This is a genomic window from Amycolatopsis sp. NPDC051071, assembly GCF_040682875.1.
GTDB lineage: Bacteria > Actinomycetota > Actinomycetes > Mycobacteriales > Pseudonocardiaceae > Amycolatopsis.
The window spans coordinates 1-14,912 of record NZ_JBFBBY010000095.1; the positions used below are offsets into that span (position 1 = coordinate 1).

At 67.8% G+C, this 14,912-nt stretch carries 16 protein-coding genes; 4 read left to right on the forward strand and 12 right to left on the reverse strand.

The genetic code is table 11. The features are described from left to right. Positions 1-46: 46 nt before the first annotated feature. Both purQ and purS read right to left on the reverse strand, forming a co-directional pair. Positions 47-727 carry a phosphoribosylformylglycinamidine synthase subunit PurQ gene (purQ, locus tag AB0M65_RS26645; protein WP_364032940.1) on the reverse strand — a complete coding sequence of 227 codons (681 nt, stop codon included), beginning with the start codon at positions 725-727 and terminating at the stop codon, positions 47-49. Next, positions 724-963: a phosphoribosylformylglycinamidine synthase subunit PurS gene (gene purS / locus AB0M65_RS26650; protein WP_364032943.1), complete on the reverse strand. Its 240-nt coding sequence runs from the start codon at positions 961-963 to the stop codon at positions 724-726. The genes purQ and purS overlap by 4 nt, the downstream gene beginning before the upstream one ends. 66 nt (positions 964-1,029) lie before the next feature. On the opposite strand from purS, the gene AB0M65_RS26655 reads away from it, so the two are divergent. Continuing rightward, positions 1,030-1,818, forward strand: a complete 789-nt coding sequence (locus tag AB0M65_RS26655) for a hypothetical protein (protein WP_364032946.1) — start codon at positions 1,030-1,032, stop codon at positions 1,816-1,818. Positions 1,819-1,926: 108 nt separating this feature from the next. Further along, the gene (locus tag AB0M65_RS26660; RefSeq protein ID WP_364032949.1) at positions 1,927-3,510 is read left to right on the forward strand and encodes a GMC family oxidoreductase N-terminal domain-containing protein; all 1,584 of its coding nucleotides are present in this window, start codon (positions 1,927-1,929) and stop codon (positions 3,508-3,510) included. Between the two features lie 82 nt (positions 3,511-3,592). Here AB0M65_RS26660 and AB0M65_RS26665 read toward each other — a convergent pair whose 3' ends face one another. Then, a complete protein-coding gene (locus AB0M65_RS26665; protein WP_364032952.1) occupies positions 3,593-5,095 on the reverse strand; it encodes an aldehyde dehydrogenase family protein in 1,503 nt (500 codons plus the stop codon). Between the two features lie 291 nt (positions 5,096-5,386). Here AB0M65_RS26665 and AB0M65_RS26670 point away from each other — a divergent pair, with 291 nt between their 5' ends. Next, positions 5,387-6,022, forward strand: a complete 636-nt coding sequence (locus AB0M65_RS26670; protein WP_364032955.1) for an MBL fold metallo-hydrolase — start codon at positions 5,387-5,389, stop codon at positions 6,020-6,022. Here the strand turns inward: AB0M65_RS26670 and AB0M65_RS26675 are convergent. Beyond that, on the reverse strand, positions 6,012-6,719 hold the full coding sequence (locus tag AB0M65_RS26675; RefSeq protein WP_364032958.1) for a DUF2334 domain-containing protein: 708 nt from the start codon (positions 6,717-6,719) through the stop codon (positions 6,012-6,014). The two genes, AB0M65_RS26670 and AB0M65_RS26675, sit on opposite strands and share 11 nt — an antisense overlap. Before the next feature lie 63 nt (positions 6,720-6,782). Continuing rightward, positions 6,783-7,664, reverse strand: coding sequence for a phosphoribosylaminoimidazolesuccinocarboxamide synthase (locus AB0M65_RS26680; protein ID WP_364032961.1), 882 nt, complete (start codon positions 7,662-7,664; stop codon positions 6,783-6,785). A 35-nt stretch (positions 7,665-7,699) separates the two neighbouring features. Between AB0M65_RS26680 and AB0M65_RS26685 the strand changes: the two genes are divergently transcribed. Continuing rightward, the gene (locus AB0M65_RS26685; RefSeq protein WP_364032964.1) at positions 7,700-8,506 is read left to right on the forward strand and encodes an SAM-dependent chlorinase/fluorinase; all 807 of its coding nucleotides are present in this window, start codon (positions 7,700-7,702) and stop codon (positions 8,504-8,506) included. Here the strand turns inward: AB0M65_RS26685 and AB0M65_RS26690 are convergent. From AB0M65_RS26690 to purB, 7 genes are all read right to left on the reverse strand, one after another. Beyond that, positions 8,389-9,276 carry an MOSC N-terminal beta barrel domain-containing protein gene (locus AB0M65_RS26690; RefSeq protein WP_364032967.1) on the reverse strand — a complete coding sequence of 296 codons (888 nt, stop codon included), beginning with the start codon at positions 9,274-9,276 and terminating at the stop codon, positions 8,389-8,391. The two genes, AB0M65_RS26685 and AB0M65_RS26690, sit on opposite strands and share 118 nt — an antisense overlap. A 26-nt stretch (positions 9,277-9,302) precedes the next feature. Beyond that, positions 9,303-10,055, reverse strand: a complete 753-nt coding sequence (locus AB0M65_RS26695; protein ID WP_364032970.1) for an amino acid ABC transporter ATP-binding protein — start codon at positions 10,053-10,055, stop codon at positions 9,303-9,305. Next, positions 10,052-10,813 (reverse strand): amino acid ABC transporter permease, encoded by a 762-nt coding sequence (locus AB0M65_RS26700; protein WP_364032973.1) that lies wholly within the window; start codon positions 10,811-10,813, stop codon positions 10,052-10,054. Before AB0M65_RS26700 ends, AB0M65_RS26695 begins: the two co-directional genes overlap by 4 nt. After that, positions 10,814-11,608: an ABC transporter substrate-binding protein gene (locus AB0M65_RS26705; RefSeq protein WP_364032976.1), complete on the reverse strand. Its 795-nt coding sequence runs from the start codon at positions 11,606-11,608 to the stop codon at positions 10,814-10,816. It lies immediately after the preceding gene. An 8-nt stretch (positions 11,609-11,616) separates the two neighbouring features. Then, entirely contained in the window at positions 11,617-12,390 is a 774-nt protein-coding gene (locus AB0M65_RS26710; protein ID WP_364032979.1) for an ABC transporter substrate-binding protein, read from the reverse strand. 4 nt (positions 12,391-12,394) lie between these two features. Beyond that, positions 12,395-13,222, reverse strand: coding sequence for a transporter substrate-binding domain-containing protein (locus AB0M65_RS26715; protein ID WP_364032982.1), 828 nt, complete (start codon positions 13,220-13,222; stop codon positions 12,395-12,397). 162 nt (positions 13,223-13,384) lie between these two features. Continuing rightward, on the reverse strand, positions 13,385-14,815 hold the full coding sequence (gene purB, locus AB0M65_RS26720) for an adenylosuccinate lyase (RefSeq protein ID WP_364032985.1): 1,431 nt from the start codon (positions 14,813-14,815) through the stop codon (positions 13,385-13,387). Between the last annotated feature and the right edge of the window lie 97 nt (positions 14,816-14,912).

Sequence of the window (14,912 nt, forward strand, 5' to 3'; positions counted from 1 at the left end):
GTCCCCATAGGACAAAAATGGTCCTATGGGGACCCCTCATGACACGTCAGGCAGTGGCCACCAGAGCGTCCACGGCGCTGTAGAACATGCCGAGGCCGTCATCGGAAGGCCCGGTGAGGGCGTCGATGGCGTGCTCCGGATGTGGCATGAGCCCGACCACGCGGCCGTTCTCGCTGCGGATCCCGGCGATGTCGTTACGCGAGCCGTTCGGGTTGCCGCCGACGTAGCGGAACACCACGCGGCCCTCACCCTCCAGCTCGTCGAGGGTGGCCTGCTCGGCGACGAAGCAGCCGTCGATGTTCTTCATCGGGATGAGGATCTCGGCACCCTTGTCGTACCGGGTGGTCCACGCGGTCTCGTTGTTCTCGACGCGCAGCCACTGGTCGCGGCAGATGAAGTGCAGTCCCGCGTTGCGGACCATCGCGCCCGGCAGCAGCCCGGCCTCGCACAGGATCTGGAAGCCGTTGCAGATGCCCAGCACCGGCATACCCTTGCGGGCCGCCTCGATCACCGGCGACATCACCGGCGCGAACCGGGCGATGACGCCGGCACGCAGGTAGTCGCCGTAGGAGAAGCCACCCGGGACGACGACCGCGTCGACGCCCTTCAGGTCCTCGTCGGCGTGCCACAGCGGGACGGCTTCGGCGCCGGCGTAGCGGGCCGCGCGGGCCGCGTCACCGTCGTCGAGGGTGCCGGGGAAGGTGATGACCCCGATGCGGGCGCTCACGCGCCGACCCTGGTGATGGTCCACTGCTCGATGACCGGGTTCGCGAGGAAGCCCTCGGCGATCTTTTCGAGCGTCGCGTCGTCGACGGAGTCGTCGACCTCGATCTCGAAGTGCTTGCCCTGGCGGATCTCGGTGATCCCGGTGAAGCCGAGACGACCGGCGGCGCCGAGCGCCGCCTGCCCCTGCGGGTCGAGGATTTCGGGCTTGGGCATGACGTCGACAACGACTCGGGCCACGGCAGGCTGCTCCTTATTCACGCAGGTCGTGGGTACCGCCCGAGCCTACTTCACTACGGTTACCGCATGACCTACGGGCAACCCCAGTACGGGTACAGCGCTCCGCCGAAGAAGTCGAAGACCTGGCTCTGGATCACGCTGGTGCTGGTCTTCGTCCTGATCGCGGGCGGGGTCGCGTTCACCGGTTTCGTGACGCCGGGGTTCTTCAAGTCCAAGCTCGACACCGAGTCCCGCGCGACGCCGGAGCAGCTGAGCCGGTCCTTCGTGAACGGCGTCGCCGAAGACCGCGTGAGCTCGCTCTGGTGCAAGATCCGCTCGAAGCGGTCCTACGCCTTCGAACAGACCATGGCCGTCTCGGACGGCGCGCAGCTTGGCACGCCCGCGCGTCAGCGTGCGGCGCAGGAGTACTCGGCCACGTTCACGGCCGCCGGGCAGACCGTCGGGATCGCGATGATCCCCGGCGATGGCGGCTGGTGCGTCCGCGACACCAAGGTCGGCGGGGAGCCGGAGCCGCTGCCGGGCATCGACGCCAAACCCGGTCCCCGGCCCGACGTCAAGACCGGGGAAGAGGCGGGGAACAAGTTCGTCGACGCGATCAACGCGCGCGACATCCCGGCGGCGTTGTCCGTGCTGTGCGGGAAGGTGCCCGACACCACCCGTGACGGCGTGCAGCAAATCATCCACGGCGAAGCGCGGTACACCGTCGAGAAGGCGGACGTGCTGACCACGGCGGAGCAGACGATCCTGCATCTCGCCGGCGACGTCGACGGGGTACCGGCGCCTGGCCGGGTCGAGACCGAGGACAAGGCCGAGGGCGGCCCCTGCGTGACCTCGTTTTCACCCGACTCCGACTGAGCTCGCCTTCATCCTTCGACTGGGGGATGCTCGGAGCGCGGCGCTGGGCCAAGATGAGCCCATTGGCGGGGCGCCAACACCGGGTGATCAGCAGCAGCAGGAGGCACCGTGGCCGATCAGGACTCCTTCGACTACGTCATCGTCGGCGCGGGCAGCGCGGGATGCGTACTGGCGAACCGGCTGACCGAGGATCCGTCCGCGCGGGTCCTCCTGCTGGAGGCGGGCGGCGAGGACGACGCCGACGAGATCCACATCCCGGCCGCGTTCCCCGGCCTGTTCAAGACGAAGTTCGACTGGAACTACGAGACGGTCGAGCAGAAGCACACCGGCAAGACCACGTACTGGCCGCGCGGCAAGACACTCGGCGGCTGCTCCTCGATCAACGCGATGATCTACATCCGCGGCAACCGCGCGGACTACGACGGCTGGCGTGACGGACACGGCGCCGAGGGCTGGGGCTTCGACGACGTCCTGCCGTACTTCAAGCGGGCCGAGGGCAACCAGCGGCTCGGTGGGCCGCTGCACGGCACCGACGGGCCACTGAATGTCGAGGACCGGCGCTTCACCCACGAGCTTTCCCATGCCTGGGTGGATTCCGCGGTCGCGTGGGGTCTCAAACGCACCGACGACTTCAACGGCGAGACGCAGGAAGGCGCCGGCGTCTACCAGGTGACGTGTAAGAAGGGCCGCCGCTGGTCGACGGCCGACGCGTACCTGCGGCCCGCGCTGACGCGGCCGAACCTCACCGTGCGAACGCACGCGCAGGCGACGCGTGTCGTGTTCGAAGGCAACCGCGCGGTCGGCGTGTCCTATTTGGACAAAGGTGTCGAGACGACGGTGCGCGCGTCCACCGAAGTCCTGCTCAGCGGCGGCGCGGTGAACTCGCCGCAACTGCTGATGCTGTCCGGTGTCGGACCGGCGGAACACCTGCGGGAGCACGGAATCGACGTCATCGCCGCACTCCCCGGCGTCGGCGGCAATCTCCACGACCATCCGGCCTGCGGGATCATCTGGTCCACCCGTGACACCACCGACCTGGTGGACGCGGCGACACCCGGCGGCCTGGTGCGCTACCAGCTGACCAAACGCGGTCCGCTGGCGTCGAACATCGGCGAGGCGGGCGCGTTCTTCCCGGCCGCGGACGGCGTTTCGCCGCCGGACATGCAGATCCACGTCGCGCCGACGTTGTTCTACGACAACGGGATGCGTGAACCCACGGTGTCCGGCTTCACGTCGGCGGCGACACTGGTCGACGTCGCGAGCCGGGGACGGCTGCGGCTGAAATCGGGGAATCCCTTGTGGAAGCCCGAAATCGACCCGGCCTACTACGCCGAGTCCATCGACATGGAGCGGATGCTCGCCGGGCTGCGCGCTTTGGTGGAGATCGGGAAGTCGGGTCCGCTGGCGCGATACCTGGACAAACCGTTCCTGCCAGAACGCCAGGACCTGACCGACACCGAACTGGCCGACTACGTCCGCGAGAAGACGCAGACGCTGTACCACCCGGTGGGGACCTGCTCGATGGGGACGGACGAGAACGCCGTCGTCGACCCGTCGCTGAAGGTGCGCGGTGTGGACGGACTGCGGGTCGTGGACGCGTCGGTGATGCCCGTGGTGCCGCGCGGGAACACGAACGCGCCGACGATCATGGTGGCGGAGAAGGCCGCGGACCTCATCCGGGGCGTGCGCTAGCACCAAGTGTCATGAAAGGGTCTTATAGGACGTTTTTCGTCCTATAAGACCCTTTCATGACACGCGAGCAAGAGGTTTCGGGTCAGCGTTTTCCGTGCAGGACGGTGATCAGCTTCGCCACCAGGGCGTCGGTCTTTTCCTTGCGGGAAAACGAGGTCAGCACGATCGGCGCGGTGAACCGCTGCCGCGCGATGGCCTTCGGCCGGGCGAACTCGCGGAGGCCTTCGGGGCCGTGGATGCGCCCGAAGCCCGAGTCGCCGACACCGCCGAAGGGCAGCGAAGCGATACCGGCGAAGGAAAGCGGAGCGTTGATCGACGTCATGCCGGTGCGCAGCCGGGCGGCCAGTTCCAAACCGCGCGACTTCGAGAACACCGTCGAACCCAGGCCGTACTTGGTGTCGTTGGCCTTCTCGACGGCTTCGTCCATGTCGCGGACCTTCGCGATGGTGACTGTCGGGCCGAACGTCTCCTCCTGGACCGCGGAGGAGTCCTCCGGGACGTCGACAAGCACCGTCGGCTGCACGTAGCGGTCGCCGACCGCGTCGACCCCGCCGACCAGCGCCTTGCCGCCGCGCTCGATGGCGTCCGCGATGTGACGCTTGATCACCGAGAGCTGCGAAGGCATCGTCACCGGGCCGTACTGGGCTTCATCGTCCGAACCGGCCCGTACGTCCTTCGACTTCTCGACGACCTTCGCGACGAAATCGTCGTGCACGCTCTCGTGGACGTACACGCGCTCGACGCCGATGCAGGTCTGACCCGAGTTGGAGAACGCGCCCCAGACGGTGGCGTCGGCGGCGGCTTCGAGGTCGGCGTCCGCGTCGACAAGGACCGCGTCCTTGCCGCCTGCCTCGATGATCACCGGCGTCAACGTCTCGGCGGCCGCGGCCATGATCTTCTTACCCGTGCCGGTCGAGCCGGTGAACGCGATCTTGTGCACACCCGCACCGACCAGCGCCGCGCCCGTCTCACCGAAACCGGTGATCAGCTGCAGCACCGGCCACTCCGGGACGACCTCGGCGAAGGCGTCGACCAGCCACTTGCCGACACCCGGCGTGTACTCGCTGGGCTTGAAGACCACGGTGTTGCCGGCGGCGAGGGCGTAGGCGATGGAGCCGAGCGGGGTGAAGACGGGGTAGTTCCATGGGCCGATCACGCCGACGACGCCGAGCGGCTGGTACTCGACCGTCGCCGCCTGGTTCGACATCATCAGCCCGGCCGCGCGGCGCTGCTTGCCGAGCACCTTGCGCGCGTGCTTGCCCGCCCACGCGATGTGCTCGATGGCGAGGACGCTCTCCAGCTGGGCGTCGGCGATCGGCTTGCCGGTCTCGTCACGCACCACCTGGCACAGCTGCGGCAGCCGCCGGGTGATGACGCCCTTCCAGCGGCGCAGCCGTTCCGCGCGACCGTCGAAGCCGAGCCCGGCCCACCAATCGGCGGCGTCCTTCGCGCGGGCGACAGCGGCGCGGACGTCGTCGGCGGTGTGCACTGGATAGGTGCCGACGACCTCGTCGGTCGCCGGACTGAGGGAATCGAAGGTCTCCCCCACGCTGTGCGCGGTCGGCTTCGGCTGGACTGCGGTCATCGACTTCTCCCGTGTCTCGGCTCAAAGCCCAGGCTACGACGTTACTGACGGCGTGCCAATAGCTCACCTGGGGCGTGCCCACCAGCATTCCACAGGAGACCGAGGTGACAAGGGCGCCGAAGTCGTCAGAACTCCGGGAGAGGGAACACGCCCCCCTTGCTGTAGTACTCCTGATCGCCGTCTGCGTAGCGCAAAGTGCCGCGGCCGCGAAGTGTGCTACTCGCGCACTGAACTTGGCGACGCCCTGTTACGCGCCTAGGCTGGAAATGACCGACCGAGAGAGAGAATTCGATGCGTATTGTCCATTTTGGACACGCTTGCACACTTCTGGAGACCGAGGGCGCGCGGATCCTGATCGACCCCGGCGCCTTCTCGGCGGGTTTCGAGGGTGAGCGTGAGCTGGACGCCATCCTCATCACCCACCAGCATTTCGACCACCTCGACGTCGAACGGCTGCCCGCGCTGCTGGAGGCGAATCCCGGCGCGCGGCTGATCGTCGACCCTGGTTCCGCCGACGCCGTCCGGAAGCTCGGCGCCGAGTTCCAGATCGCGAACCCCGGCGACGCCTTCGGTATCGGCTCCAGCGGCATCACCGTGGTCGGCGGCGAGCACGCGACGATCCACGAGGAAATCCCGACGATCCCGAACGTCGGCTACATCGTCGACCACGGCGCCTTCTACCACCCTGGCGACTCGTTCTTCGTGCCCGAGCAGAAGATCGACGTCCTCGGCCTGCCCACCGGTGCCCCGTGGCTCAAGGCGGGCGAAGCCGTCGACTACCTGCGCGCGGTCTCCCCGCGCCTCGCCGTGCCGATCCACGAAGCCGTGCTCGCGCGGCCGCAGATGCACTACGGCCTGTTCGCCAACCTCGCTCCGGAGGGCACCGAGGTCAAGGTTCTCGATGTCGGGGAGCCCATCAAGCTCTGACAGCGGTTCGCAGCGAGCCGTAAGTGGTCCCGAAGGCGCGGTTCTCCAGCGAGACGTCGACGGCGTCCAGGAACGCCTGCCGCAGTCCCGGCCGGGCGAGGTCGGCGGCGTCGATACCGAGCCGCACCAGCCCGCCGCGCCGCGCGGCCCTGGCGGCGGCCAGCACCAGCGCGAAGCACCGGACGGTCTCGGTCCGCTGCGACGGCCCGCTGAACTCCTGCACCCGCGAGCGCCGGACCTGGCCGGTCACCAGGTCCCGCACCGAGACCAGGTCCGCGCATAACGCGAATCCGTGCTCACGCAGGGCCTGCACGGTGCCTTCCGACGCGATCCAGCGTGGCGGCGCGAATCCGTCGACGGCCATGCCGTTGGCGTCGAGCGCCGCCTTCGCCGCGATCAGCCGCAGCCGCGCCTCGTGGGCGGGCAATGCCGCGAATTCAGCGCGTTTGCCCAGGTAGACGGCGCGGTGATGGGGAGTGATCTGATGGTCGTAGCCGTGAAGGAGGACGGAGTCGCCGCGAGCGCGGCGCGTCCGTACCCACTCGGTCACCGGGCCCTCGCCGGTGCGAGCGGCGTAGAGCACGGACAACGGGACCTTGCGCCGGTCGAGTTCGGCCGCGAGGTCGGCACAGCGGTGCAACGTCCGGGTGGTCACGCCGGACAGGGAAACCAGCAAACGTGCGTCCACGATGCCCATTGGGCCAGACCGGCCTTGCGTCGGACTGACGACGGAGTAAACGCCGCAGGTCAGCCGAGCGAATCAGCTGGGCCAGTCGTCGAGCGAACGGCCGGTGATGCGTTCATACGCCTCGATGTACCTCGCCCGTGTGGCGGCGACGATTTCGTCGGGCAACGGTGGCGGCTTTGGTCTCTCCATGCGGTGCCAGCCGGACGCGGGCCCGGTCAGCCAGTCCCGCAGCGGCTGCTTGTCGAACGACGGCTGCGGGCTGCCCGCCGTATAGCCGTCGGCCTGCCAATAGCGGGAGGAATCCGGGGTCAGTACCTCGTCGGCGAGCACGAGGTTCCCCTCGGGATCGACGCCGAATTCGAGCTTCGTGTCGGCGAGGAGGATTCCCCGTTCGGCGGCGAATTCCGCGCCGCGCCGGTATACCGCCAGCGTCGCCTCACGGAGTTCTTCCGCCCGTTTCCGGCCGAGCTGCCCGACGACGTCGGAGAACGCGATGTTCTCGTCGTGTGACCCGTGATCGGCCTTGGTCGCGGGGGTGAAGATGGGCTCGGGGAGCCGGGAGGATTCGGTCAGGCCGTCGGGAAGTTCGACGCCGCAGACCGTGCCGCGCGCGCGATAATCGACGAGACCGGTGCCGGTGAGATAACCGCGGGCGACGGCTTCGACCGGCAGCATCGCCAGCCGCCGCACCAAAAGCGCGCGGCCCCGGACCTCGGCGGGGATCCGTTCGTCGTCGTAGGAGACGAGGTGGTTGGGGAGGACATCGGAGAGTTGGGAGAACCAGAACACGCTCATCGCCGTGAGCACCCGCCCCTTGTCGGGGATGGGCGTGGTGAAGATGACGTCGTAGGCGGAGATCCGGTCTGAAGTGACGAGCAGCAGATGCTCGTCATCGACGGCGTAAAGCTCTCGGACCTTGCCGGCGGCGATCTTCGGATATTCGAGCGTCGTCACGGCTGCACCCTAGCGATCAAGGATGATGGCTGATCATGCCGATCCACTGGATCTCCTTCACCACCGACTACGGGCTCAGCGACGGTTTCGTGGCCGCCTGTCACGGTGTGATCGCCCGGATCGCGCCGTCCGTGCGGCTGCTCGACGTGACCCACGAAATCCCTCCACAGCAGGTCAGGACCGGCGCCGAAGTGCTCGCGCAGACCGCGCCGTTCCTGCCGGACGCGGTGCACCTCGCCGTCGTCGACCCGGGAGTCGGCACCGCGCGACGCGGTGTCGTGGTGGTCACGGAGCGCGGAATCCTCGTCGGCCCGGACAACGGACTCCTCATTCCCGCCGCCGAAACACTCAGCGGGGTGATAGCCGCCTACGAATTGACCGCTCCGGAATACCGCCTTCCGGTGACGTCGTCGACGTTCCACGGTCGCGACATCTTCGCCCCGGCGGCCGCGCATCTCGCGCTCGGTGTCGCACCAGAGAGTTTCGGTCCACCAATCGAAAACCTCGTGCGGTTGCCGGATCCGTTCGTCGCCGTCTTCCCCGGCAAACTGGTGACCGAGGTGCTCACGGTCGACCATTTCGGCAACGTCCAGTTGTCCGCGAGCCCGGCTGACCTCGACTTGGCCGGGCTCTCCGGCACGGTGTCGGTCAGCAGCGAGCGGGTGCTCGTGAAGGCCGCGGTCGGCGACACCTTCGGCACGGTCCCGCCGGGATCGAACGTGCTCTACACGGATTCGGCGGGGCGGCTCGCGGTCGCGGTGAACGGCGGTTCGGCCGCCGCCGTGCTCGGGCTCGGACCAGCCCAGGAATGCACGATCACCTCGTCGCCGACGGCGAGCTGACCCGGCCCGGTCACCGCCATCTTGATCCCGAACGAGACGCCGCCCTCGGGCTCACGGCGGTAGTCGGCGAGCGAGCGGATCGGCTCCGGGCCTGCCTTTTTGCCGGTGTCCTGGTCGACCATCGGCACCGTGCAGCGGACGCAGACCTTGGCGTAGCCCAGCTCCAGGCCGCCGACGGCGAGCGAGCGGACGGCGTCCTCCCGGTGTGGCTCCGGCCAGCCCGCGACGACGATGTTGGGGCGGAAGCGGTCCATCGGCACCGCCTCGGCCCCGCGTGCCGCGATGCGCTCGTTCAGACCGTCCAAAGAGGACTTCGAGGTGAGCAGGATCGCGTGCGCGTCGGCGAACGCGGCGGTGCCGGGGTGCTCGCCGTCGGTGACGCGTTCATGCTCCGGCGCGAGCCCGACGAACACCGAGGGGAGGCCGAGGACGTCGGAGAACCATTCCGCCGCCTCGTCGCCCTGGTGGACGCCCTTGCCCTGCCAGGTGAACGTGGACGCCGGCTGCCTCGGCCCGTCCGCGACCACGTCGACCAGCAGGTCCTCGACGCCGGGCGCGGTGAGCCGCAGCCGGGCGCCGTCGTCCAGCACTTCGGCCCGGATCGCGGCCATCACCGGATGTTTCCGCTGGCTGCGGAACTCACCCTCCGGTGACACGACCATCCACGCACGGTCGAACTTCAGGCCGGCCGGGGTCACATCGGCCGTGTCGACCGACGTCCCCGAACAGCCCTTGACGGGGTAATAGACCAGCCTCGCCACTCTCGCCATAGCCGCAGGTTAGCGAGTCGTCCGCATCAAAGCACCTGGGACAGGAAGCGCTGCAGCCGCTCGCTCCGCGGAGCGTCGAAGATCACCTCCGGAGCGTCATGTTCGACGATCTTCCCGGCGTCCATGAACGCGACCTCGTCGGCGACGCCGCGCGCGAACCCCATCTCGTGGGTGACCACGAGCAACGTCAGCCCGCGTTCGGCGAGACCTGCCATGAGGTTGAGGACGCCCTTGACCAGTTCCGGGTCGAGCGCGCTGGTCGCCTCGTCGAACAGCATGACCTCGGGCTCCATCGCGAGCGCCCGCGCGATCGCGACCCGCTGCTGCTGCCCGCCGGAAAGCGCGCTCGGCCGGTACGGCGCCTTGTCGGCGAGGCCGACCTCGGCGAGGCGGGCGTGTGCGATCTCCGTCGCCTCCGCCTTGCCGAGTTTCCGCACGCTGCGCAGAGGGAGGGTGATGTTGTCCAGCACGCTGCGGTGGCCGAACAGGTTGAAGTGCTGGAACACCATCCCGACCCGCTGGCGCAACGCGTCCGGGTCGGACGAGACGACGCTCTCGCCGCCCAGCAGCAGGTCACCCGAGTCGGGCTCCTGCAGGCGGTTCACGCAACGCAGCAGGGTCGACTTACCGGAACCGGACGGCCCGATGATGCAGGTCGTGCGGCCCTTTTCGACCTTGAGGTTCACGCCCTTCAGCACTTCGAGGGTACCGAAGGAGACGTGGATGTCGCGGAGTTCGACGCTTGAAGAACGGACAGCGGTCGCCTTGGGGGTGGTCATGACATCGGCACCTTTCCGGCGTTCAGCAGTTCCAGATCGCCGCCGTCGTCGTCATCGGCGCGGACCTTCCTGCCGGTACGCAGCTTCTTGTCGATGTAGTTGACAAGGTGGGTCAGCGGCACGGTGATCACCAGATAGAAGAAACCGGCCGCGACCAGCGGCGACAGGTTCCCGGTGTTGGCCGCGAGGTCCTGCCCGATGCGGAACAGGTCACGCTGCTCGGCGAGGAAACCGAGGAAGTACACCAGGCTGGAGTCCTTGATCAGCGCGATGAACTGGTTCACCAGCGCGGGCAGCACACGCCGCACACCCTGCGGGATGACCACGAGCGCCATCGCCTTGGTGTAGGTCATGCCCAGCGCGCGGCTGGCCTCCATCTGTCCTTTTTCGACACTCTGGATACCGGCGCGGAAGATCTCGCCGATGTAGGCGGCCGCGATCAGGCTGAGCGCCAGAATGCCCAGCGGGTAGGTGTTCCTTGCCATCGACGGGAAGAGAATCCCGCCGCCCTGTCCGATCACCAGGATGGTCAGGATCGCGGGCAGACCGCGGAAGATGTCGGTGTACACCCTGGCGGGCCAGCGCAGCCACGCCTTGCTGGACAAGCCCATCGTGGCCAGCAGCATGCCGAGCACGGTGCCGATCAGCGCCGAGAACACCGACATGATCAGCGTGTTCAGCAGCCCCGTCTTGAGCAGATCCGGGAAGACCGCCCAGATGTAGTCCCAGTTGAGGAAGGTGGTGAAGAAGTCGCTCACTTATCGCTGCCCGGCCTTGAAGTCCGCGGGCACCGGCGCGTTCGGTTCGAACCGCTGGTGCACCTTTTCCCAGGTCCCGTCGGCGATGACCGCCTTGAGCCCGGCGTTGATCTTGCCCGCGAGTTCGGTGTTGCCCTTCCTGACGGCGAAACCGTGCGGGATGGTCGTGGTGATCGCCTTGACCACCTTGAGCTTGGCGTCCGGGTTCTTCGCCGCGTAGTCCTCGGCGGTCGCCTGGTCGAAGATCGCGCCGTCGATGGCGCCGGTCTTCAGCGCGGCCAGTGTGGCGGCGTCCTGCGGGAACCGCACGGCCTTCGCGGCGGGTGCGTTCGAGGCGAGCCAGCTGTCCGAAACGGTCCCCTGGACGACGCCGATTCGCTTGCCCGTCAAGGAGTTCTCGTCGGTGATGCCGGTGCCGTCGCGCGCTTCGATGCCGAGCGACTGGTAGTTGTACGGCGCCGAGAAGTCGACCGTCTTGCGGCGTTCGTCGGTCTGGGAGATCGCCGAGCTGCCGATGTCGAATTTGCCGGAGGCGACCTGGCTCAGCAGCGCCGAGAACTCCGTGGAGACGAACTCGAGTTTCAGATCCTGGTTCGCGGCGATGGCCTTCAGCAGCTCGTTGTCGAAACCGGTGAACACGCCGTTTTCCTGGTAGGCGTTGGGTTTCGAGTCGCTGAGGGTGCCGACGCGCAAGGTGCCCGCGCCGGCTTCCTCACCGCCGCCGCACGCTGCCAGCACAGCCACGAGGGCGCCTGCGGTGAGCGCACCGACAGCGGCGGCGAGTGACTTCTTCATCGTGCTCCTCACGCCTTGAACTGGGCCGGAACCGGTGCCGTCGGCAGGAACTTCTCGTGCAGTTTGACCCAGGTGCCGTCGGCAATGACCTGTTTGAGGCCGTCGTCGATCTTGGTGAGCAGCTCGGCGTTGCCCTTCTTCACCGCGAAACCGTGGGGCACGTCGGTGGTGAAGGACTTGACGACCTTGAGCTTCGTATCAGTGCTGTCCTTGACGTTCGTCTCGGCGATCGCCTGGTCGAGGACATAGGCGTCGACGGCGCCGCTCTTGAGCGCGGCCAGCGCGGGGGCGTAACCCGGGAAGCGCACGGCCTGCGCGTCGGGCACGGTCGCGCCAAGCCACTTGTCGCCGACGGTCGCCTGGATGACCGCGACCCGCTTGCCGGACAGGGCCTTCTCTTCGGTGATCGGCGAGCCGTCCTTGGTCTGGATGCTCATCACTTCGAAGTTGTACGGGCTGGAGAAGTCGACGTTCTTCTTGCGCTCTTCGGTCTGCGCGATGGCAGACGAAGCGATGTCGAACTGGTTGTTCGCGACCTGGCCCAGCAGCGACGAGAAGTCGGTCGACGCGAACTCGAGCTTCAGGTTCTGCTTGGCGGCGATGGCCTTCAGCAGCTCGTTGTCGAAGCCGGTGTAGTTGCCGTTCTCGACGTAGATGTTCGGCGGCGCGTCACTCAGCGTGCCGACACGGAGGGTCTTGTCGGCGGCGGCGTCCCCACCACCGCAGGCGGCGAGCACCGCGACGAGGCCGGCGGCGATCGTGGCGATCAAGGTTTTCTTCATGGTGTCAGACCCCCGGGTTCTGAACGGGGAGGCCGGGGCCACCCTGCTCGAGTTCCTTCGGCAGCGGCTCGTTCTTGAAGAACTGAGCGTGCAGGCGGGCGACGGTGCCGTCCGCCACGGCCTTCGCGAGGCCGTCGTTGAGCTTCTTCAGCAGGTCCTTGTTGTCCTTGCGGACGGCGAACGCGGACGGCGTGTCCTTGGTCTCGACGGTATACCCGAACTCCAACGGCACGTCCGGGTTCTGGTCGAGGTACTTGTGCCCGATGTCCTTCGGCACGACCCAGCCGTCGAGGCCGCCGGCCTTCAGCTGCGCGAAACCGGCGTTGTAGTCGGGGAAGCGGACGACGTTGGCGCCGGGGACCTTGCCGGTGGCGAAATCGTCCTGCACCGACGCCTGCACGACGCCGAGCCGCTTGCCGCTGAAGGAGGCGACGTCCTTGAGACTCGCGCCCTTCTTGGTGACGATCGTGGTGAACCCGGTGGAGTAGCCGTTGCTGAACGCCACGGTCTTCTTGCGGGCCTCGGTGGTGGAGATCGTGGAACTGCCGATGTCGAACTTGCTGGTGGCGACCGACGCCAGCAGACCGGCGAACTCGGTGCCGACGAACTCGACCTCGAAGCCCTCACGTTTGGCGATGTCGCGCAGCAGTTCGTTGTCGTAGCCGGTGAAGTTGCCGTTCTCCAGATAAATCGACGGCGGCGCGTCGGTCAGGGTGCCGACGCGCAGCTTCTGGCCGCTCGCGGCGGGCTCACCCGCGCCGCAGGCGGCGAGGGCGAGGGTGGCCGCACCCGCCGTGACGACGGCGACGAATTTCGACAGCGTGGATCTCATCGCTTCTTCCAGGGTTTCGGCGCGCAAGGCGCGATACAAACACGCCAGGCCGCCTCATGGGCGGCCTGGCGCTCCGGGTTCAGCGATCGAGATTAGGCAATTCGCCCGATCGAGTAACTTCGTCCCACTCTGTGAACGCCCTGTGGTGGGGCTGCTCACACGTCAGAGAATCGGTGCCGGCGTGTACCCGGCGGCTTCCGGGAAACGTTTGAGGACGTCCTCGACGCGCGACGCGATCGCGGCCACCTGCCGGGGTGCGACGCCGGTGAACGAGATCCGGTCGGCGAGGAGTTTGTCCAGCTCACCGCGGTCGAGCGGGATGCGCTCGTCGGCGGCGAGGCGGTCGAGGAGGTCGTTTCGCACCAGCCCCTGCTCCCGCATCGCCAGCGCGACCGAGACGGCGTTCTCCTTGATGGCCTCGTGAGCGGTTTCACGTCCGACACCCGCGCGGATTGAGGCCATGAGCACCTTGGTGGTGGCGAGGAACGGCAGATAGCGATCGAGCTCACGGGAAATGACCGCCGGGAAGGCCCCGAACTCGGCCAAGACCGTGAGGAAGGTCTCCAGCAGGCCGTCGAGCGCGAAGAACGCGTCGGGCAGCGCGACCCGGCGGACGACGGAATCGGAGACGTCGCCTTCGTTCCACTGGTCGCCTGCGAGCTCCCCGATCATCGAGAGGTAGCCGCGCAACACCACGGCGAGCCCGTTGACCCGCTCGCACGAACGCGTGTTCATCTTGTGCGGCATGGCCGACGAACCGACCTGGCCCGGTTTGAAGCCCTCGGTGACCAGTTCGTTGCCCGCCATCAGGCGGATCGTCTTCGCCAGGCTCGACGGCGCCGCGGCCAGCTGGACCACGGCGGACAGCACGTCGAAGTCGAGCGAACGCGGGTACACCTGGCCGACACTGGTGAACACCCGCTCGAAGCCGAGGTGGTTCGCGACCCGCGACTCCAGTTCGTCCAAAGTGGACTCGTCGCCGAGCAGGTCGAGCATGTCCTGCGCGGTGCCGACCGGACCCTTGATACCGCGCAGCGGGTAGCGGCCGATGAGCTCGTCGAGCCGCTCGAACGCGACCAGCATCTCGTCGGCGGCGGTGGCGAAGCGCTTGCCCAGCGTCGTCGCCTGCGCGGCGACGTTATGCGAACGGCCGGCCATCACCGTGTCGGAATGCTCGACCGCGATCACGGCGAGACGCGCCAGCACCGCGCCGACCCGGCTGCGCATCAGCTCCAGCGAACGCCGGACCTGCAGCTGCTCGACGTTCTCGGTGAGATCCCGCGACGTCATGCCCTTGTGGACGTGCTCGTGCCCGGCGAGCGCGTTGAACTCCTCGATCCGGGCCTTCACGTCGTGCCGGGTGACCCGCTCGCGTGCGGCGATCGAGCCGAGGTCGACCTGCTCCAGCACGCGCTCGTAGTCGGCGACGACCCCGTCCGGTACCTCGACGCCGAGGTCGGCCTGCGCGCGAAGCACGGCGAGCCAGAGCTCGCGCTCCAGCACGACCTTGTGTTCCGGGGACCACAGTTCGACCAGCTCAGGCGAGGCGTAGCGGCCGGCGAGCACGTTGGGGATAAGGGGCTTGTCCGTCACGCGGCCAGACTAACCGGCCGCTTCCGGTCCTCTGCTCGCGCCTGAACGGGTCCTACCTCGCGCGACCAGTGTCCTGGCGTTGGAGCAGGGCCCGGAT

What these genes read in the sequence shown, in the direction of transcription:
- AB0M65_RS26655 (WP_364032946.1), top strand. Translation starts at nt 1,030, where the DNA reads ATGACCTACGGGCAACCCCAGTACGGGTACAGCGCTCCGCCGAAGAAG.
- AB0M65_RS26665 (WP_364032952.1), bottom strand. Translation starts at nt 5,095, where the DNA reads ATGACCGCAGTCCAGCCGAAGCCGACCGCGCACAGCGTGGGGGAGACC.
- AB0M65_RS26670 (WP_364032955.1), top strand. Translation starts at nt 5,387, where the DNA reads ATGCGTATTGTCCATTTTGGACACGCTTGCACACTTCTGGAGACCGAG.
- AB0M65_RS26675 (WP_364032958.1), bottom strand. Translation starts at nt 6,719, where the DNA reads ATGGGCATCGTGGACGCACGTTTGCTGGTTTCCCTGTCCGGCGTGACC.
- AB0M65_RS26685 (WP_364032964.1), top strand. Translation starts at nt 7,700, where the DNA reads ATGCCGATCCACTGGATCTCCTTCACCACCGACTACGGGCTCAGCGAC.
- AB0M65_RS26690 (WP_364032967.1), bottom strand. Translation starts at nt 9,276, where the DNA reads ATGGCGAGAGTGGCGAGGCTGGTCTATTACCCCGTCAAGGGCTGTTCG.
- AB0M65_RS26695 (WP_364032970.1), bottom strand. Translation starts at nt 10,055, where the DNA reads ATGACCACCCCCAAGGCGACCGCTGTCCGTTCTTCAAGCGTCGAACTC.
- AB0M65_RS26705 (WP_364032976.1), bottom strand. Translation starts at nt 11,608, where the DNA reads ATGAAGAAGTCACTCGCCGCCGCTGTCGGTGCGCTCACCGCAGGCGCC.
- AB0M65_RS26710 (WP_364032979.1), bottom strand. Translation starts at nt 12,390, where the DNA reads ATGAAGAAAACCTTGATCGCCACGATCGCCGCCGGCCTCGTCGCGGTG.
- AB0M65_RS26715 (WP_364032982.1), bottom strand. Translation starts at nt 13,222, where the DNA reads ATGAGATCCACGCTGTCGAAATTCGTCGCCGTCGTCACGGCGGGTGCG.